The sequence below is a fragment of the Roseivirga sp. E12 genome, from assembly GCF_017592825.1.
Taxonomy (GTDB): domain Bacteria; phylum Bacteroidota; class Bacteroidia; order Cytophagales; family Cyclobacteriaceae; genus Roseivirga.
Genome location: NZ_JAGFMD010000009.1, coordinates 189,226 through 209,438, shown reverse-complemented (window position 1 = coordinate 209,438; position 20,213 = coordinate 189,226). Strand labels below are relative to the sequence as shown.

General features: G+C 42.0%; 17 protein-coding genes, 1 other RNA gene and 1 pseudogene. 8 read left to right on the top strand and 11 right to left on the bottom strand.

What is annotated here, in order from left to right:
* From J4E76_RS18375 to J4E76_RS18340, 8 genes and pseudogenes are all read right to left on the bottom strand, one after another.
* Positions 1-1,286 (bottom strand): annotated as a pseudogene (locus J4E76_RS18375) (hypothetical protein); the annotation flags it as partial.
* Positions 1,287-1,528: 242 nt separating this feature from the next.
* Positions 1,529-2,839 (bottom strand): DNA recombination protein RmuC, encoded by a 1,311-nt coding sequence (rmuC, locus tag J4E76_RS18370; protein ID WP_208506253.1) that lies wholly within the window; start codon positions 2,837-2,839, stop codon positions 1,529-1,531.
* A gap of 69 nt (positions 2,840-2,908) precedes the next feature.
* Positions 2,909-3,460 carry a mechanosensitive ion channel family protein gene (locus J4E76_RS18365; RefSeq protein WP_208506252.1) on the bottom strand — a complete coding sequence of 184 codons (552 nt, stop codon included), beginning with the start codon at positions 3,458-3,460 and terminating at the stop codon, positions 2,909-2,911.
* A 163-nt stretch (positions 3,461-3,623) separates the two neighbouring features.
* Positions 3,624-6,011 (bottom strand): hypothetical protein, encoded by a 2,388-nt coding sequence (locus tag J4E76_RS18360; protein ID WP_208506251.1) that lies wholly within the window; start codon positions 6,009-6,011, stop codon positions 3,624-3,626.
* A gap of 59 nt (positions 6,012-6,070) precedes the next feature.
* Complete coding sequence (locus tag J4E76_RS18355; protein ID WP_208506250.1) at positions 6,071-6,484, bottom strand: RidA family protein; 414 nt, start codon at positions 6,482-6,484, stop codon at positions 6,071-6,073.
* Complete coding sequence (locus J4E76_RS18350) at positions 6,481-6,921, bottom strand: GNAT family N-acetyltransferase (protein WP_208506249.1); 441 nt, start codon at positions 6,919-6,921, stop codon at positions 6,481-6,483. Before J4E76_RS18350 ends, J4E76_RS18355 begins: the two co-directional genes overlap by 4 nt.
* 1 nt (position 6,922) lies before the next feature.
* Entirely contained in the window at positions 6,923-8,212 is a 1,290-nt protein-coding gene (locus J4E76_RS18345) for an aminopeptidase P N-terminal domain-containing protein (protein ID WP_208506248.1), read from the bottom strand.
* Between the two features lie 71 nt (positions 8,213-8,283).
* Positions 8,284-9,276, bottom strand: a complete 993-nt coding sequence (locus J4E76_RS18340; RefSeq protein WP_208506247.1) for a glycosyltransferase family 9 protein — start codon at positions 9,274-9,276, stop codon at positions 8,284-8,286.
* Between the two features lie 76 nt (positions 9,277-9,352).
* Between J4E76_RS18340 and J4E76_RS18335 the strand changes: the two genes are divergently transcribed.
* The 6 genes from J4E76_RS18335 to J4E76_RS18310 all read left to right on the top strand — a co-directional run bounded on the left by J4E76_RS18335 (position 9,353) and on the right by J4E76_RS18310 (position 15,895).
* Positions 9,353-10,399 carry a DUF2652 domain-containing protein gene (locus J4E76_RS18335; protein ID WP_208506246.1) on the top strand — a complete coding sequence of 349 codons (1,047 nt, stop codon included), beginning with the start codon at positions 9,353-9,355 and terminating at the stop codon, positions 10,397-10,399.
* Positions 10,400-10,470: 71 nt separating this feature from the next.
* Positions 10,471-11,706: a pitrilysin family protein gene (locus tag J4E76_RS18330; RefSeq protein WP_208506245.1), complete on the top strand. Its 1,236-nt coding sequence runs from the start codon at positions 10,471-10,473 to the stop codon at positions 11,704-11,706.
* The gene (locus tag J4E76_RS18325; protein ID WP_208506244.1) at positions 11,706-12,347 is read left to right on the top strand and encodes an O-methyltransferase; all 642 of its coding nucleotides are present in this window, start codon (positions 11,706-11,708) and stop codon (positions 12,345-12,347) included. The genes J4E76_RS18330 and J4E76_RS18325 overlap by 1 nt, the downstream gene beginning before the upstream one ends.
* A gap of 14 nt (positions 12,348-12,361) precedes the next feature.
* Positions 12,362-14,224, top strand: a complete 1,863-nt coding sequence (locus tag J4E76_RS18320) for a LysM peptidoglycan-binding domain-containing protein (protein ID WP_208506243.1) — start codon at positions 12,362-12,364, stop codon at positions 14,222-14,224.
* A gap of 13 nt (positions 14,225-14,237) precedes the next feature.
* Complete coding sequence (locus J4E76_RS18315; protein WP_208506242.1) at positions 14,238-15,191, top strand: DUF3078 domain-containing protein; 954 nt, start codon at positions 14,238-14,240, stop codon at positions 15,189-15,191.
* Between the two features lie 533 nt (positions 15,192-15,724).
* Positions 15,725-15,895 (top strand): hypothetical protein, encoded by a 171-nt coding sequence (locus tag J4E76_RS18310; protein WP_208506241.1) that lies wholly within the window; start codon positions 15,725-15,727, stop codon positions 15,893-15,895.
* 202 nt (positions 15,896-16,097) lie between these two features.
* Here the strand turns inward: J4E76_RS18310 and J4E76_RS18305 are convergent, their stop codons facing one another.
* Both J4E76_RS18305 and dnaX read right to left on the bottom strand, forming a co-directional pair.
* Complete coding sequence (locus J4E76_RS18305; protein WP_208506240.1) at positions 16,098-16,553, bottom strand: hypothetical protein; 456 nt, start codon at positions 16,551-16,553, stop codon at positions 16,098-16,100.
* A 254-nt stretch (positions 16,554-16,807) separates the two neighbouring features.
* Positions 16,808-17,923, bottom strand: a complete 1,116-nt coding sequence (gene dnaX, locus J4E76_RS18300) for a DNA polymerase III subunit gamma/tau (protein WP_208506239.1) — start codon at positions 17,921-17,923, stop codon at positions 16,808-16,810.
* Positions 17,924-18,087: 164 nt separating this feature from the next.
* Between dnaX and ssrA the strand changes: the two genes are divergently transcribed.
* Positions 18,088-18,455, top strand: a transfer-messenger RNA (tmRNA) gene (ssrA, locus tag J4E76_RS18295).
* 93 nt (positions 18,456-18,548) lie between these two features.
* On the opposite strand, the gene J4E76_RS18290 is transcribed toward ssrA, so the two are convergent.
* The gene (locus tag J4E76_RS18290) at positions 18,549-19,088 is read right to left on the bottom strand and encodes an HD domain-containing protein (protein ID WP_208506238.1); all 540 of its coding nucleotides are present in this window, start codon (positions 19,086-19,088) and stop codon (positions 18,549-18,551) included.
* 125 nt (positions 19,089-19,213) lie between these two features.
* Here J4E76_RS18290 and J4E76_RS18285 point away from each other — a divergent pair, with 125 nt between their 5' ends.
* Positions 19,214-20,077: a GH25 family lysozyme gene (locus J4E76_RS18285; RefSeq protein WP_208506237.1), complete on the top strand. Its 864-nt coding sequence runs from the start codon at positions 19,214-19,216 to the stop codon at positions 20,075-20,077.
* Positions 20,078-20,213: the final 136 nt, after the last annotated feature.

Sequence of the window (20,213 nt, the reverse complement as noted above, 5' to 3'; positions counted from 1 at the left end):
TTAAAGTTGAGTACATCATCGGCAGTAATGGTTACCTGTCCGCCAGCCCCGATTATCCTAGTGATATCTTTAGTCACTACAATAGGGGCGATGTTGTCCACTACGGTTATGGTTAACTCTTGAGTACAAACATTACCTGCTTCATCGACAGCCGTCAATGTGACAATTTGCTCACCTAAATCATCACAAGTAAAAGTGTCTTTGCTGACAGATTTTGTGACTTCTCCAACAGGTAAGTTCGATTGTCCGCTACAATAGTTGCCATCACCATCTGTGTAACTTATGATGGTAAAAGGCCCATAAACATTTCCAATAATTTGCTCTGAGCAAGAAGTATGTACCTCGAAAGGAGTCCCACCAACAACTTGGATTGTTGTCTTGGCATCAAGCCTACCTTTAAAGTCAAATCCATTGACAGTAATTTGATCATTGGTGTTGACATTTGTGAAGGTCTCAAGCAGGCTCCCATCCTTTTTGAATGCCTTGATTGTTGCTCCAGAAGCTCCTGTGTAGGTGAAGGAGAAGTTCTGCATCTTTCCTTCACAAAGGCAATCCTCAACGATAGGTGGAGAACATGACTTCAAGTCTAGATTAAAATCACCTTGATGATAGTTGGTGCCATCCCATGAGTAACCAAACCACCCTGATAATCCATAGTTACTGTTTTTGTTATTGGCGGCTATTCCTACTTGAAAGCCATAATAATAATTTGATGGCATGTGCTCGATGGTCAATGACTTTCCAGCATTTCCAGCAAGGCCAATTAGTTGACTAGGTGTATTAGGGTCGGTAGTATAATAAGACCAGTCCAGATAATTATTTCCTGCAAGTCCACTTTCGTCTTTGTATGAACGGCCAAGGGCACTCCAAGCATTCCAGTCCATTTTTGAAGAGAGGTACAGTTTTACTTCCCATCTATCATTTGAATTGCTCGTATTGTAAAGGGTACCAGTTATGGTTGCTGTGCCGTCAGGCAACTCTGTGAATTTGGAAGAACCGGCATCAAAGCGGAAGTCTGTAGAACTTCCAGGGTAAATATTATTGCTTAACCATATGGCATGACCATCACCCTCTGCATAGGTCGGAGAACAAGGTGGATTTGTGGGGAAGCAGTCTTCTAAAGACTCAACGTCTAAAGTCGCAATACCATCCTGATTTAAATAAAGCGTTTGATTATTGTCTTGAGCATAGGATATAGAGGCACACATGACTAATAGAAGCATAGTCATGCCAGACAGGCGTTTTAAAAAAGCATGAGTTCTATAGGATAGAACCTGCATTTCCATTGCAATCGTGTTTTGGTCAAAGCGCGGTTAGTGTTTTTTGTCACCAAATCTCTTAGAGAAACTCTGTATTGCATAAGCTTTTATCAAAGCTCAGTCTAGCAACTTAGGTGATCCTTAGGTGAAAGGACTTCAAATATACAAAAAATTGCATTTCACATACAATCTTTTGTTGTTTTTTGTCGTTACAACTCGCTGTAAGTCAGAGGACTTAAAATCCATTGATAAAAGAAGAGATATTAAGCTTATTCTTCAGATCTATTTAAGAGTCTCTCATCCATGTTTTTACTGGCTTTTGCTCCTAACTTTTTCAGCGTTTCGGCACGCTTCACTAGGTTTCCGCTTCCCTCAGAAAGCTTCTTCATGGACTCTTGATAGGCTTTTTGTGTGCCATTAAGGTGTTTTCCGATCGAGATTAAATCTTCGGTGAATGACTGGAACTTATCATATAAGGCCCCGCCTTGACGAGCAATTTCAATGGCATTCTTGTTTTGGTATTCTTGTTTCCAAATGGAAGCAATTGTTCTTAATGTGGCGATGAGTGTGGTTGGGCTTACTATCACGATATTCTTGGCGTAAGCATCATTGAACAAATCTGGATCATGCTGAACAGCTAGCGTAAAGGCTGGTTCTATTGGAATGAACAATAAAACGAAGTCGAGTCCATCCAGTCCATAAAGGTTTTGGTAGCTTTTTTCGCTTAAGCCTTTAACATGTGCTTTTATGGAATTGATATGGAGTTTTAGCTGCACAAGCTTTTCAGCCTCACTTTCCTCATTCACGAACCTTTCATAAGCTGTCAATGATACTTTCGAATCTACAATGACATGTTTGTTGTCAGGCAACTTGATCACGACATCGGGTTGGTATCGTTTTCCATCATCACCTGTTTCCGAAACTTGAGTTTCGTATTCTCTACCCTTCTCAAGGCCAGATTTCTCAAGAATTCTTTCTAGAATTACTTCTCCCCAGTTTCCTTGAGCTTTTGAGTCGCCTTTGAGTGCTTTGGTGAGATTTTCTGCTTCTTTAGTGATCTGTTTGTTCAGATCACTCAGATGTTTGATTTGTTGAACCAACGAGGCGTTTCTTTCAGCCCCTTCCTTATTAGAGTCTTCGACTTTCTTCTGGAATTCACCAATCTTCTCTTTCAAAGGATTCAGAAGATCATGAATATTAGTCTTGTTCTGTTCAGTGAATTTCTTACTCTTCTCTTCAAAGATTTCATTCGCTAAGTTTTTGAACTCAAGCGCAAAACGCTGATTCAATTTTTCAAGCTCTTCTTTTTGCTCAGAAAGTTTTGACTGAAGGTTTTTGTGCTCTGTTTGAACCTGGGTGAGCTGATTGCTCAATTCGAGACTTTTCCCTCTTTCCTTAGAAAGTTCAGGTTTTACTTCGGTCAGCTCCTGAGCGATCATATTGTATCGCTCTTCAGCTAGTTGTAGTTTGTTGTTGAGATCGCCTTCGTGGGAATTAGAGGCACCTGACTTGCTCTTGGCCATAAACCATCCGACAAGCCCACCTAAAATTACTCCTGAAATCAACCAAATTATCTCCATCAATACACTGAGTTTCTACAAATATATCTGTTAAGAGATATTTGTATCAGTGATTGAATAGATTAAAATTTAGGCAAGCATTTTTGTTTCGGAAAAAATAGGCTGTTCTTCTTCCAAGACAACATTCTTGGATACCAAATACTGAGCTAATTGAGATTCTAAATGAGCATCTAAGTCCAAGAAATCATCTAGAAGGCACCAAGGTTTAATAGATAACTCTACAAAATCGTTCTTGATTTTTGATACTTGAATTTTAGCCTTAGGTGAATTAAGGAGTCGTTCGTGTTGAGTGAAAAAAGTCATGATTTCTTCTTTCACTTTAGTCATATTGCTTTGATAGCTAACGCCAATCTTTAGGTCTAGAGCAATAATGTTTTTGCTTGTTAGGTTATGAAGGTCTCTTTGATAAAAAATAGAGTTGTTGACTTTCAATTCTGAGCCATCTACTTTTTTGATGGTGGTTTTTTGCAGACCACTTCTTTCAATAGATCCTACTTGACCATCGATTTCGATAAAATCCCCAATGCTGAAGGGCTTCAATAATCTTAGTAAAATGCCACTACCTATATTACTCAATGGTGCGAGTAAGGAACTCTGGATATTGTAGTTTAACGTACTCATTTTGGTCAGTTTGTTTGCAAGTAGTCCTGCAATACATATACCAGTACGTCATGCTCAAGAGAAACCCTACTTTCTGACTAAAATTTGGACTTTTGGCTCAACAGAGCATTTAAATGTGTTCCCAATTTGGGAGGGTTTGTTAGTAAAATGGAAGGATTGGGTTCTAATGAACTGCAATTTTATCCAAGATAATCACCCCTTTTTTACTCTGATCAAACACGAATTTTATCGTTCTGATGGCCTTGGCATCAAAGTCTTCTGAGTTCAAAAATTTACTCAAGTCAATGAAAAATGTATTGTAGACTGCTTCAGACCTTTTGGTACTTTGAAGCTCCTTGTTCTTCAATACGTCCACTGATAATTGTCGTTGTAAGTAGCTATAGTCACTAAGTTTAAAGCTGGTTGCATTACCGTTTTCATCCACTAATTCAATGGTGAAGTCGATTGGTTCAGGTGCTTTTTTCTTCTCATCCTCCTTCTCCTCCTCCTTGTCTTCCTTCTCCTCCTCTTTCTCTTCAGATTCTTCCTTCTTCTCTTCTTCTACATCATTGTTCTTTTCCTCTTCTTCATCCCCTTGCTCTTTTTTCTTCCTGTCGGCATCTCGCTTTTTATCAGGATAGGTGCTGCCTTTGGCTTCGGACATTTCAAAAGTTAAGTAGGAGGTGGAAGTCGCATCTATCAAGTCATGAAAAGCTAATTCGAAACTTGCGGTATCAGCCTCGTAAGCCAAACTATCCCAACCAATGTAGGCTGCTCTAGTGCCTCTATTACCCCACTTCATACCTACAATTTGCTCTTTCCAAACTGTAAGGTTTTCTGTCTTGATTCGACCTTTGGAAGAAGTCGTAGTCAAATCTAAATCTTCTTCAAAGTCAGCAAGGACTTTCCAGTCCGATGACTCATATTGATTAAGATAAATGGTTTCTGGAAGCCATTGCTCACCTGCCCTGTGATCTCTAAACAAAGGCTCGTACCCTTTTTCGCCTTGTAAATTAGTCTGTAGAAATGCACTGATATAAACCTGACCTATCTTCAGCTGATCTTCCATTGGAAGCAATGCATCAACATTGAGTAATGATCCAAAGGGAAATCCTGAATCTCGATTTCCCCAAGTGGTATTGAATTGTCCATGATTGGCTCCGTAGACGTACACTGCAGATTTGAAATAGTCAGATGAGTCATTGAACTCCAAGCGCTCATATTGCCGAAGGCCAGCGAAAGATTGCACATCTCCGTCATTGGCTCCATGGATAACCAGGTAGTTCACATTCTCTAGTGGTGTGCTCACATTACCCGGTCTATACTGCCCATCAACGGGAGCTATTGAAACCACTGCCTTGATATTAAAATCAAAATCGAAAACCTGCTTTGCGTCATCTGGATAAAACGGAAGCCTGTTGAAAAAGCCTGCTACTGCTGCCGCTTCTCCTCCTCTTGAGTGACCCATTACAGCTAGGTTTTCCATGTCTACCTTTCCATTAAATATGCCACCCTCGGTATTGTTCCACTTTTTCCAATACTTGAGATGTTCTAACAAAAGCCATCCTCGAGCATCATTTTCTTCATTTAGACCATCACCGATATAGTCAGTCCAACCACTATTGATAAAGTTTTCGTCCACACTGGCCATTATTATTCCCTGACTCGCTAAGAGTTCTCCCAAGTAATCGTATCCAGGATCGGAGAAATCAAACATACTGTGATTGCCATGCACAATCAGTGCTAAAGGAAACGGGCCTTCACCTTTCGGATACCAAACCCGCCCATTAATGGGGAGTGCCTTATCGTCAAAGCCCCAGTACCATGTTCTTAATTTTCCAGGCGTTGCTTTCCAACCAGAAAGTAGCCGGGAACCGTCTATAGAATCGGTGATAATAGTGGCATCCGACCCAAATTCGTCCCGATGCTTGTCTTTGCCACTTCCATATGTCAGGTATTCCACTTGGTATGGGCCAGGTTCCGATGGATCTGGAAGCTGAATGTGTTCCGGCCGGTATTCTGATTTTTTAGCGGCATTGATATGTTCAACTTCGGGTTTGAAGCCTGTGTCAGCTAGCCAAATAAGTCCCCAGACCAAACCTGCAATTCCTAATAGGCTACCTGTTGAAGCGACTATCTTTTGGAGTAGGGTCAATTCTGACCTTGCCTTTTTGGTAAGGGTAAAAATTCCCGCACCAAGGGCTCCGGCAAAGACGATTACCAAAACTGGAAACTTCCAGCTCAGACTGCCAATCCCAAAAACAAAAGACATCAAGAAAAAAGCTCCTGGAATTACCCAGAATAGGCCTTTGTTCATCTTCTTAACAAGAAGGCGCGCCAGGAGGGCTCCGGCACCCATTAGAATGGCAATGATGAGACCCAGTAGTACCATCAAAATACCGAAGTAGGTCTGCGGCTGGGTGACAAACATCATCATTGAGGCGATGACCCAAATGATAACTACAGTAGTGCCTATGGCTTTATTGGCGCCTTTCCAGGCCACTGGACCTGGCTTAAGCTTCTTTAAAAATCCAACAAAGGCTTTCCAGATTCTTTTAAAAAAATTGATCATCTTCTTGGTCTGAGGTTGAAGTGTTTCCTCATGAAGATAAGCAAATGCTTAGGAATGTCTTAAACTGTGGCGATGCACTTTAATTCTATGGCAATGGGGGTTGGTAGGCAATTGATCTCTACAGTGGTGCGGCAGGGCTGATTTTCCTTGAAGTACTCAGCATAGATTTTATTGTAGATCTTAAAGTCATCTTTCATATTGGTCAGAAAAACAGTGACATCTACGAGTTTGTCCCAGCTGCTGCCCGAAGCTTCAAGTATGAGTTTTACGTTGTTAAATACCGATCTGCATTGCGTTTCAATGTCATAGCCAATGATGTTTCCAGCATCATCTAGTGTTACTCCAGGTATTTGCTTTGTTCCTCTTTCGCGTGGGCCAACACCTGATAAGAACAGCAACTCCCCAACTCTTCTGGCATGAGGGTATAGACCTACTGGTTCTGGTGCTTTTTGACTATTAAATTTTTCACTCATAATAGATCTTTAATCATTTCAATTCGATAATTGTCAAACTCATCCTTTGACTTAGTACTATAGATTTTGAAGCCGTTCTTGATGGCGAAAATGAGCATGCCTTTATGCCGGTTTAAGGTTTTAAACTTAATACTTTTAAAGCCTTCACTCTTTGCCCAGTCTTCTTGTTTATCTGCCAATGCTTTAGCAATACCCAACCTTCGGTATTTCGGCAATACTCCTCCAAGCCAGCTATAGAAAGACCCATCCTTGAACTTGTCATATCCAACTTTACAGGCTATGGGTTTCGAATCGATCGTTGCTAAAAGGGTCAAGCTTTTGCTGTTTTCTATGCGTTCCTGATAATAGGGATTGTCACGCATGTCCTGGAACTCAGGGAGTAATTGCAACAAGTCAATTGCTTCAACAATGGAAGTTTCAACAATTTGGACCTCCATTCTAGGAATTCATAAGGTCTTCAATTTCTTCCACCTCAATTGGGATATTGCGCATTAAATTATGATGTCCATCTTCTGTAATCACGATATCATCTTCAATTCTAACCCCAAGGTTTTCTTCAGGTATATAGATTCCTGGTTCAACGGTAAAGACCATGCCTGGCTTAAAATCTGTATAAATGCTCGCTACATCATGAACATCTAGACCTATATGGTGCGAAGTGCCATGCATAAAGTACTTCTTGTATGCTGGCCATTCAGGGTCTTCATTTTTAATATCCGTTTGGTCTATTAATCCAAGGCCCAACAACTCTCTGGTCATGATATTGCCAACTTCCTTATGATAATCCGGAATACTATTTCCGGGTGTCAACAAAGCGGTTGCTTCATTCTTAACCCTTAGCACTGCGTTGTAGACATCCTTTTGCCTATCCGTAAATCGTCCATTTACCGGAATGCTTCGTGTCATATCTGCATTGTAGTTGGCATACTCCGCACCGACATCCATCAAAAGCAAATCCCCGTCTTGCAGTTGATCCTTATTCTCGATGTAATGCAAAACACAAGCGTTGCCTCCTCCAGCAATTATCGGAGTGTAGGCAAAACCTTTGGACTTGTTTTTAACAAATTCATGGAGGTATTCCGCTTCTACTTCGTATTCCCAAACACCCGGCTTAACGTATTCTAAAATTCTACGGAACCCTTGATCGGTAAGATCACAAGCGGTTTGAAGGAGTTCTATTTCCCGGGCTTCCTTTACAGTTCTTAAGTTGTAGGCTATTGGAGCTAATCGCTCAAACTCGTAATTGGCGTATTTTTCTCGGCACCACTTATTGAACCTATCCGTTCTAGTCTCTACTTCAGATCCGTTGCGGATGTGCTCATTATTATATAGGTAAATATTGTCGGTTTCAGCCAGGAGGGTATTAAGTGTGCTTTCAAATTTTTCATTCCACATAATAGTCGATACACCAGAAGTTTCAGTGGCCTCTTCCATAGTGTACTTGTGCCCTTCCCAAACTGCAATTAACTCGCTGGTTTCTCTCAAAAAGAGTACTTCCCTCATTTTGGGGTCAGGAAAATCGGGAGCAATAATTAGAACAGACTCTTCTTGATCGATACCCGAAAAGTAAAGCAAGTTGCTGTTTTGACGGAATGCCATTGTGCCGTCCGCATTGGTAGGCATTATATCATTTGAACAAATAATGGCAATGGAATTAGGCTTCATTTTAGCCTTAAGCTTTTCTCTATTCCTTATGAAGAGGTCTTTCCCAATGTGTTCGTATCTCATGGCATTATCTCAAATGGTGGTGCAACGAATTAAGCAGGAAATGCTGAGAAAAAGAAGGGTTCTTTTGTGTGTCAGTTTAAAACTGAAATAAGTTGTTGGGTGGTGATATCAAAACCACATTTGAAATGGCCTTTAGGACATGCCTTTTTTCCATGCAGTCCGCAAGGACGGCAGTCGAGTGCTTCTTCCACCTGAACAACATGGCATCCATCAGCCAATGGGCCAAATCCAAATTCTGGGATAGTAGAACAGAATATGGCGCACGTTTTTGCATTTATGGCCGAGGCCAGATGCATTGGAGCACTGTCGTTGACATAGTTCATTTGAGCCCCTTTCATTAGAGCTGTTGACTGCAACAGTGAGAGTTGCCCACAGAGATTGTGAGCATTGCCGCGTTCAGACTTCTGACTGATTTCATCGCATAAATCTTTATCCGAAGGGGCGCCAAGCAGATAAATATTGCCTTCAAATGGCAAGGCTTTAATTAGTTCAATCCACTTCTCTTTAGGGAATTGCTTGGTAAACCAGACGGACGCTGGAGCTATACAGACATAAGGTTGCTCTTGCCATTGCTGGATGGATTCAAAGTTCTGCTCCGAGGGATAAAGCTTTGGTTTGCAATGTTCATCATCGGTAAGCTTACGAATCAGGTCATGGTTCCTAACCACTTCATGAACCCCATTTCCAATTTCATGAGGAATCTTTTCATCGAAGGCCCATGAGAATGGGTTTTTGTCGAAGCCAATCTTCAAACCAGCTTTGGATAGAGCAGTGATCAAACCAGAATTGGCAAATCGCTGAACATTCACAGCTAAGTCATACCTCGTTTTTCGAACTCTTCCGATCAGCTTGAACAGATTTCTATACTTTCCACCCTTTTTATCCCAGACAATTGTCTCCCTTACAAAGGGGTGTTCGTTCATTAAACTCTCATTGCCTTTACGGACGAGAAAGTCTATTTCTGCTTCAGGAAATTTAGAATGTAGTTTTTCTAGCAACCCAGTAGCCAAAATAACGTCTCCGATAAAGGCAGTTTGAATAACGAGTATTTGACGAATTGCCATTGATAGTGAATTCACTCAAATATAAAGGAATTGATTTTCCGAAAAATGTGTTCACTGTTTTAGATCGAAACTTAGCATGCAACAAGCCACCATACTGATACCAGATATAAGCGGATATACCAGTTTTATGACTAAAACCGAATTGAGTCATAGCACGCATATTATCAATGAATTACTGCAGGTAATTGCGGATTCTGTTCAGTCAAAATTTACGTTGGCCGAGATAGAAGGAGATGCTTTATTGACTTACGCTAATGGCAGGGTGAGCCTCGAGGAAATTGAAGCAATTTGTAGCCAGGCCTTCAAGAACTTTCATTACTTCTTAAAGGTCATAGAAAGAGATAGCGTTTGCAGGTGTGGTGCGTGTAATAATGCGAGCGCTCTTTCACTAAAGTTTATTGTCCATTATGGCATGTTTGAAGAAATTAAGATAGCGCAGTTTACCAAGCTTTCGGGTGCCGATATGATCATTGCCCATCGTTTGATGAAGAACAGTGTGCCTTCGAGAGAATATATTTTAGCTACTGATGCCTATAATATTGCTGATGAGCAATCAGGATTAGATTGGGAAGTAGGTGAGGACCATTATGATTTAATCGGTAAAGTACCTTACTGTTATGCTCCAATTGGGTACCTAAAGGAAGATGTATTAGATCCTGAAAGTGCTGAGGATTACTCGTCAATTTTTGGCCTGGCGAGGGTGATGGACATCGAGATTGAAGCACCATTACAAGAAGTACATGCTGTGTTGACGGATAATGGTGAAAAGTCAAACTTTGTGGATGGTCTCATCGATATGAAAATGGACTCTAGCATCAACCGTATCGGAAGTACACACATCTGTGAGTTTGATGGAGATACCTTCGATATTAAAACGCTACAAGATGTAGGGGAAAGAGATCAGATCGTCTATATAGAAAAAGCGCGCTCTGTTAATAGTGGCATGACCATGCTGGCATACTACGAGCTCAAGAAAACAGAAAATGGCACCCGTCTATCATTCCGAGCATTGACTGGAGATCGTCAACCTATACCTGTTGAATTTTCAGATATGATTTATGGTCAGGCCATGCACAATCTCGGGCGCATGAAAGACTATGTCGAAAAGCAACAGGTAGCTTAGTAACAAAGGCTAATACTTTTCTCTAAGTGCTTATTAAATAATTATCTTTGCCGAATTGAGGAGAATCGGAGATGCTTGATTATAACCTGTTTACACTGCCAAACGGCATTAGAATAGTACACAAAGAAGTACCAAGTACAAAAATTGTACACTGTGGCTTTGTGCTTGATATTGGAAGCAGGGACGAGCGTGAAGATCAGTTGGGGATTGCCCATTTCTGGGAGCACATGGCCTTCAAAGGAACAAAGAAAAGGAAGGCCTTCCATATCTTGAATCGTCTTGATTCAGTAGGTGGTGAGCTAAACGCTTATACGACCAAAGAGAAAATATGCTTCTATGCTTCAGCGCTAGAAAAGCATATGGAAAGTGCCTTTGAATTACTTCAAGACATCACCTTTGATTCTATTTTTCCAGAGAAACAGATTGAGAATGAAAGAGGTGTGATCCTCGAAGAAATGTCTCTATACCACGATAGCCCAGAGGATGCTATTCAGGATGAATTTGATGATGTAGTTTTTAAAGACCACCCACTAGGAAAAAATATCCTAGGTACTCCATCTAGTGTCAAATCGTTTCATAGAAATGATTTCCAAGACTTTCTGAAGGCTAATATGAATACCGAAGGCATTGTGTTTTCCTGTGTCGGTAACGTTCCTTTAAAGCGAGTGAAAAAACTTGCGGAAAAGTATTTTGGAGCCATTCCTCATGTCAAAGCCGAAAGACAGCGAATCACCTTCGAAGGGTATACGCCAAGTTCGGAGGTTATCAAAAGAAATATAACGCAGGCGCATTGCGCTATTGGTACCACAGCTTATGCTTTGAACGATAAGCGAAGACTACCATTTTTCATGCTTATGAATATCTTAGGAGGTCCAGGTATGAACTCACGTTTGAACCTCGCGCTTAGAGAGAAATACGGTTTCGTCTATAACATTGAGGCTGCCTATCACCCATACTCTGACACTGGTTTGTTTGCCATTTTCTACGGTACAGAGCTGAGCCAGGTAAACAGAAGTAAAAAGCTGATTTCAAAAGAACTCAAGTTGTTGCGTGACAAGCAACTGGGCACCTTGCAACTTCATAAAGCCAAGGAACAGCTTGTTGGACAGCTGGCAATGGCTGAAGAAAACAATGCCAGTCTAATGCTGATGATGGGAAAGAGTATTCTTGATCTTAATAAGGTGCATAGTTTGGAAAGCATTATAAAAAGCATTAGGTCAATTAGTAGTGAGCAGCTACAAGATATTGCGAATGAATCCCTGATCGAGGACCAAATGAGTCACCTAACTTTCTTACCAAAGAACTAATGGAATTTCTACCTGCAGATCTTCAGGCCTATGTAGAAGCCCACTCCGATGGGGAGTCAGGTCTGCTGGCTGATTTGAACAGAGATACATATACTAAAGTAATGATGCCAAGGATGCTTTCTGGGCATCTTCAAGGTCGAATGCTCTCTATGTTGAGTCATATGATTCAGCCCAAATGCATTTTAGAAATTGGTACATATACAGGGTACTCAGCCATTTGTATGGCGGAAGGTTTGGTACCAGAAGGTAAGCTCATTACCCTCGACATTAATGAGGAATTGGAGGCTATGGTAAGGGATTATTTCGAAAAGGCACAACTGACAGAGAAAATTGATTATCGCATAGGTAATGCAATGGATTTAATCCCCGAAATAGATGCAACTTTTGACTTGGTCTTTATCGATGCTGACAAGAAAAATTACACTAATTACTTTAACTTAGTGTTCGATAAAGTCAGGCCTGGAGGATTCATTATAGCCGATAATGTGCTCTGGAGTGGCAAAGTAGTACAGACAGAAAAGAAAACTGACAAAGACACACAAGCAATCCTCGATTTCAACCGTTTCGTTCAAGAAGACGATCGGGTTGAAAACGTACTGTTTCCAGTAAGAGATGGCTTGATGGTAATAAGAAAAAAATAGTGAGGCATCTTCTAGTGTCATTCATCATCTTAATGATGGCTTCGTTGAGCTCTTTAGCGCAAGCCCCAATGAATGTCCCCTCTACAATAACGGTCGCTGGTGTAAAACTCAAAATCAATAACGAGGCCAAGAAGGAAATTGAGCAGACCCTAGATCTGCTTATTCGAAGTCAATATCATTTTCAACTAAAGGCTGATCGATCCAATCTCTACATGCATTTTGTGGAAGATGTCTTAAAGAAAGAAGGCATCCCTGATGATTTTAAATATTTGGCCATACAGGAAGGAGAGTTTATTTCTGATGCTGTATCGACTTCAAATGCAGTGGGCTTTTGGCAGTTTAAGAAAGCATCGGCTCAGGAGTTAGGCCTTAGGGTAGACAATGTGGTGGACGAACGGAAACATATAATTGCTTCCACTATAGGAGCCACCAAGTACCTAAAGCGATCCAACTTTGTTTTTGACAATTGGGTGCTATCGCTTCAGTCCTATCTTCAAGGACTAACAGGTACACAACGCTCTGTTGCAGATAAACTCTATGGTGCCAAATCGATGAATATTACCGGCAAGTCACATTGGTATATTAAAAAGTTTATCGCGCATAAATTGGCCTTTCAAGATTATGTAGGTGAAGGTCGCAAACACCCTGAGGTGAGTCTTAATGAATTTGAAGGCAAAGGGAGAACTCTTCGGCAAGTAAGTAAAGACATAAAGGTAGATTATGATGAACTCAAGCGATTTAACAAGTGGCTAAATCAGTCTCAAATTCCTGGGGATAAATCTTATAAGGTGATTTACCCTACAAAAGGAAAACAGCAAATCATTGCTCAAAATCGCGATAATCAAAAACCTGCTACTAAGCCTAAAACCAACACAGGAACTAACCGGACTAAGCGAAGACCACCTGTTTCCGCCCAGGCAGGAAATGCTTTCAGGCCGTTGGAAGGAAACGTGGGAGTTTACCCACAAATGACCGGGAACATAAGTAGGGCTTATGATGCAGGCCAAATTAAAATGAATGGTATTCCTGCCGTAAGGGCCAGGGCTGATGAGAATATTCAGTCACTTTCGAGAAGGACAGGGCTGAGTATGAAGAAGCTAACCAAGTTCAATGATATCGCGGGTAATAATCGCTTTAAAGGAGATACCTATTACTACCTGAAGAACAAGAAGGTTAAGGGTAAGGTCCACTATCATGTGGTTCAGCAAAACGAAACCCTTTGGTCAATTGCGCAGGACTATGGTATTCGATTAAATAAGCTCAGGCAGAAGAATCGAATGGCAGAAAGTGACCAGCCCAAGGTGGGAAGAGTGCTTTGGCTTCGCTTTATCAGACCACAGAATATACCTGTTGAATACAGTAATGTACTTGTGGCTCGAGAGGAGGTCTCCGCTGAGGATCGACTGATAACGGAGGCATCATTGGCCACTGCTGTCGAGCGTAGCGTTGAAAAACCAAAGGCCGAAGAGGTGCCGCCTTCGAAGGAAGAGAACGAGGTTTTCGTACAGCCCAAAACGATTAGGCCTCTGATAGCGACAGAGACTGATTCTATAGTAGTACATAAAGTGAAGGCCAAGGAGACTTTCTTTGCAATATCTCGTATTTATGGCGTTGAGATTGACGATATACTGGAGTGGAATCAACTGAGTATTCAAGATGGCCTGGAGGTCAATCAAGAAATTAAATTATTAGTCCCAAAAGCGAAAGCCGAAGTCATTGGATTGGAAGAGGTGATGCATGAGGTAAAAGTCGGTGAAACACTCTGGTCGATTTCAAAACTGTACAATGTGACAGTCGAGGATATTAAGAAGTGGAATGACAAGGAAACCAACGAACTTTCACCGGGAGACAGACTAAAAATTTTAAAGAGGCCATAGAAGCATTATAGATTTGAGCTTTACTATTTTTTGCGGGCCAAAGCGCCTTCTTCTTATTTTTTTATTTAGTGCCTTAGGTTTTGCGGGTTTTGCTCAAGAGAAGCCCACGGACAAGGATACTACGGTTGCTGTACCCGATAGCCTTATCTTTTGGAAAAAAGGGGGAAAACTGAATGTGACCGTCCAGCAAGTTGGGTTGACCAATTGGGCTGCTGGCGGAGAGTCGTCTGTTGCCGTTGGGGGTGGATTAGAAGGATTTATCAATTACGAAGAAGGTACTGTAGTTTGGGAAAACAAGGCACAAATTGGTTATGGTGTAATTCGGAATGGAGGAGGTGGTAACCGTTTTGAAAAGACAGATGATGCGGTGGTCTTATCATCTAAATACAGTCAAAAGTTTAGCGAAAAGGTACTGATGACTTCCGCTGTCAACTTCAGGACGCAGATGGATCGCGGATATAAAATTGAAAAGATTTCGGGTACAAGCGACACAAGAAGGACACTGATCTCTGACTTTATGGCTCCAGGTTATTTGCAAGCATCATTGGGTCTTACATTTAGAGATAGCAAAAAAGGGTATACAGCGACCTTGGCTCCATTCACTGGTCGATTCACCTTTGTTTTGAACGACTCACTGTCCGAAGCAGGAGCCTTTGGAATTACGCCAAATGATAAAATCCGATCTGAGGCGGGGATAAGTTTAAGAGGCGGGGTTCAAAAGGATATAATGGAGAATGTGAAGTTTCAGGCGAACTTTAACCTCTTTTCAAACTATGAGAAGTTTCCTAATACTGTAGTCAATGTTGAGGCTGTTCTCAACCTTAAGGTGAATGACTTTATCCAGTCTAATATCAGTACCCAACTCATTTACGATGATGATGTGATCATTACTCGTTCGGACGGTAGTCAGGGGAGGGACTTGCAAATCAAGAATGTCATCAATGTCGGCTTTGTGCTGGGTTTCTAGCACTTATCAACTTTTATAGAGAAGACCTAGAGGGCTTGCTCTCAAAAACTCTATCGCTTCGTCATCCTGAGTGCAACGAAGGATCTTATCCACGAGTACAGATTCTTCGCTGCGCTCAGAAAAAAGAAAAAGGAGTTTATCCATCCGACCGCTCGAAGCGGTCAGATGGTTGAGATTCTCTACATGTGGCAGACCTTACTAGCTCAGAATAGAAAGTAAGCGTGGTTAAGATTTCTCACTTGACCTGTCTAGCGACAGGCACGTTCGAAATGACTATAAGATTGAGTTTATCAAGTGATTCCATGGTCGCCCATTACCAACTTCTCCCCTTATCAAGGGGAGACAAAGAGGGGTTGTTCCCAAAAAACTCTATCGCTTCGTCATCCTGAGTGCAACGAAGGATCTTATGCTTCACCACAGAAAAAGAGACCAAGTCGAGGTTGATAGTACAAATGATGAGGAGATTACTTCGAACCGTGTTCTCGTAATGACGAGACTTTTGGAATTGATATTTATTACCAACTTCTCCCCTTATGAAGGGGAGACACAGAGGGGTTGTTCCCAAAAAACTCTATCGCTTCGTCATCCTGAGAGCAGTGAATGATCTTATGCTTCACCACAGAAAAAGAGACCAAGTCGAGGCTGATAGTACAAATGATATGGAGATTACTTCGAACCGTGTTCTCGTAATGACGAGACTTTAGGAATTGATATTTATTATCAACTTCTCCCCTTATGAAGGGGAGACACAGAGGGGTTGTTCCCAAAAAACTCTATCGCTTCGTCATCCTGAGTGCAACGAAGGATCTTATATTCAAATGGAGCTTCTATTTTATTAATCGGAGGAGTTAATATTTAGAATGAGTACCCCCTCCGTCCTTTGGACACCTCCCCTAGGGGAGGACACTAGAACTCAGGGTCGAGGCCGAGTTTTTCTTGTAAGTCTTTTAATGCCGGGTACTTATTCTTAAGAAACTCGAACTTCTCACGGTCGGTATAGAGCATTTTCTCTTGGGCAATTTCAACCACATTTGAATGCAATGAGATGTGATCGTTTTTCAACGTATTCCTCAAATGCTGAAGCAGTTCCCCACGAAATCTCTCAAAACTCGATACCAAAGCTTCATTAGGTATAGAAACTGTCAATTGATTTCCTTCAAGCAAGTATGGATTTTTGAAGAGCTCTTGATCCAAATTTTGGAAGTTTCCATTGGCTAAAAAGCTTTGCCAAGCAGCTTCAACGTCTTCTGGGGTGAAAGGCGTTGACCTCAAGTCTGCGGTATCCTCCTCTTCCTGATTCTCTTCTTCTTTCGGTTTGTTAATCTCCTGTTTCAGGGCGTTCAAGTCAGTCGGAACGGCCATGGTCTTAGAAGGTGACTTTCTTATGCTAGGCCTTTTAGGGGCGTCAGCGACAGGCGTCTCGACAACTGGTGCAACCGGTTCTTTTTCAGGAACTACTATTACCTCAGGTTCGACTTGTTGAGGTTCATCATCAGCGGTTGGTAGTGGAGGCGCTTCTTCTTTTTTTGGAGCAGGAGCAGGAGCAGGAGCAGGAGCAGGAGCAGGAGGTGCTTCTGTTTTTACTTCAGGTTTAACTTGCTCGGGACTAGGCTCAGCTAAAGTTTTTTTTTTGATGAGTCACCGTTGGTGCTCACTTGGGCTAGCGAAAGTGCTGCGTTCAGGTGGGCCATCTTGACTAAGGCCAACTCTACATGCAATCGCTGGTTCTTACTGGCTTTGTAGTTGATGTCGCATTGACTTGCAATATTGAGCGCGGTAAGCAGAAAGGAGAGTGGGATTTGATTTGCCTGCTCAGTATAGCGGGCCTTAACACTATCCGACACTTGCAGGAGCTCAACGGTCGCATTGTCCTTACATACCATCAAATCGCGTAAGTGACTACTCAGTCCTACAATGAAATTGTGTCCATCGAAACCTTTCTTCAAGATCTCATCGAAGATCAAAAGCGTGTCGGTTGTATTCTCCCCGAAAAGAGCTTCGGTCATTCTGAAGTAATAGTCATAATCCAGAATGTGGAGGTTGTCAATGGTGTCTTTGTAAGTGACTTTCTTTCCTTTAGAGAAAGTGACAATCAAGTCAAAAAGCGACAAAGCATCGCGCATAGCACCATCCGCCTTTTGAGCAATCAGGTTTAATGCCTCATCCTCAACTTCGATGCCCTCTTTGTCAGCGATCATTTTTAACTGATCTGAAATATTCCTGATCTCAATTCTGTTGAAATCAAAAATCTGACAGCGAGAAAGAATTGTAGGAATGACTTTATGTTTTTCTGTGGTGGCCAAAATAAAGATGGCATACGAAGGTGGTTCTTCCAGGGTCTTCAAAAAGGCATTGAAGGCCTGATTAGAAAGCATGTGCACCTCATCTATGATATATACCTTGAATTTTCCTTGTTGAGGAGGGTAGCGGACCTGCTCAATCAAATTTCTGATGTCATCCACCGAGTTATTTGAAGCAGCATCCAGTTCATAGATATTGAAAGTATCGTTACCCATTAAAGGGTTTTCAATGGTCTGTTCGTTGATGAGTCTTGCAACAATACGGGCACAGGTAGTTTTACCTACGCCTCTCGGTCCACAGAACAAGAGTGCCTGGGCCAATTGGTTGTTGTCGATGGCGTTTTTAAGGGTTGTGGTGATATGTTCTTGTCCCACCACTTCCTCAAAGCCAACCGGTCTGTATTTCCTAGCCGAGACAACGAAGTTTTCCATTGCCGCAAGATATAAATCTTAGGGAAGATGTTGAATGTTCTTTGTTCAAAGTTTTTCAAAGCACGGATGTGAACCAAAAAGCAGTTACCTTTGTATCAGGCACCGAAGCGTTTGCGAAGGTGCTTAATTATTGACATCTACGCCAAGGCTACGATGTTTAGCATGGGGCCGACTGGAATTGACAGTAGGTGAAATGCAAGTGTAAGCATGTCGGGAGTTGTTCGTATTTCCCGTAAATAAAACGATCATACTTTATAAATGGCGAAAGACAATACGCCCTTGCTGCCTAATTAGTATTAGATAGCAATGTGTCTCGCTGACCCCCTGTTCTGCCGGGTCGGCAACCGAGGCATCAACTGCGGAACTGGCGCTTGCGGAGTTGTGACGTAAGCGTAAGACTAATCGCATCTAAGGTTTGAATCAGGGTGGCTGCTGTCCTTATCAAACTCGAAAATTAATCAGCAAATAAACATGTAGAAGGCGCTTTGTGTTCCTTATCTGGACGAGGGTTCGATCCCCTCCGGCTCCACAAAAAAACCACCGCAAGGTGGTTTTTTTTGTTTCGTCTTTGGGGGGCACACTGTAGACTTAAGCCTGCCTATTCATAGTGTTCTTAATTACTCTATCAGATTTGTTCCAATATATTAATACACCTCTTAAACAATTCAGGATGCCCCTGATCCATAATTTTGAGCATATCCGCTTTTTCGGAGAGGTAAACTTTGGCGAAGCTTTTGTCATGTTCAGTAATGGACTCTGAATTATTGATCAAATCCGCATATTTGACGGTTTGGGCTATATAGCTAATGTTTCCAAGTCGTTGGGCTTCCTTCTCTTTCCGTGCTTTTCTGTTTAACTCAGGATATGCCTCGTGGGTGAACTGGTCAGTTAGGTCAAGCACTCCGGCAATAATAAAGGCTGCTTTTTCATTCTGATATCCACAGGTTATAAGTTTTTCACTTAAATCATTTTCTGTACACTCGGTGTCTTCCAGGAGGTCATGACATAAAGCGATTTCTAATCCAGAGGGTTCGTACTCCGCGACTATTTCCGCAACAGCATAAACATGGTGCCAATAGGGCTCGTGGGTATACTTCCTTTTCTGATCGGTGTGGCATGCTTTCACAAATTCGAGAAGCAGGCTTTGTTTATCGTCTAACCTCATGATTCGAAAGTTCATGATTTTTTCCCATTATTAAATCTTGAAAGCATCAGTCTTATAGAGGACTCTCGGTTTTACTTTTTGGAGCGAAAAGCCTACCTTATTTATCAAACACAAACAACACACATATGCTCTTAAAAATTGGTTCTCAAGGCCAGCAAGTGAAAGACTGGCAGAATTTTCTCAACACACAAGGACTTAATGCAGGTGCGGCCGATGGTATCTTCGGGTCTGGCACGGCAGCGGCTACCAAAGGCTTTCAATCGGCCCAAGGTCTTTCAGCAGACGGAATGGCGGGTAATAACACCATTGCTGCGGCTCGGGCTTTGGGTTTTCAGTTTACAGCAAATACATTTCCGCCCGTAGGGAATATCAATGCAGTGGTCGATATTTCTCATTTTCAATCTAATGTGGACTTTGCCAAAGTGAAAGCAGATGGGCTCTTGGGTGTAATCCATAAAGCCACGCAAGGGGCTAGCTATACCGACCCTGAATATGCATCCAAGAGAGTTGCCACAGGACAGGAGGGATTGCTTTGGGGAGCCTATCACTTTGGTACGGCACAGGATGTAAGTACACAAGTGTCCCACTTTTTACAAGTAGCGGCAGCTGATGCGAATACCCTTCTGGTGCTAGACTGGGAAGAGAATGCCATAGCCTCTCAGGGAACAATGACACTGCCTCAAGCAGTAGAGTTTGTAGAACGGGTTAAAGATGCTGTGGGACGTTATCCCGTGTTGTATGGCGGAAGCCTTATCAAACAGTCTTTAGGTAGTGGAAACAACGTTTTAAGTCAGTGTCCGCTATGGCTGGCACAGTACAGTTCCAATCCAAGCCTGCCTTCAGGGTGGTCGAAATATACCATGTGGCAATATACCGATGGTGTTCGCGGTCCAGAGCCACATAGTGTCAATGGTATTGGCAATTGTGATCGTGATGTTTTCGCGGGTACTGCCAGTGAATTGAAGGCATTCTGGAAGAGTGGGTTATAAATGATTCCGTCACTCTGAGTGTCTTGATGTTTATCAAGACCGAAAGAGTCCCCATATCAATTCCTGTTTTTCCGGCATGGCGACTTCACCCTTTGTGTTCATGCCATTCCTGAGCGAATGGCATGAATCATAACAT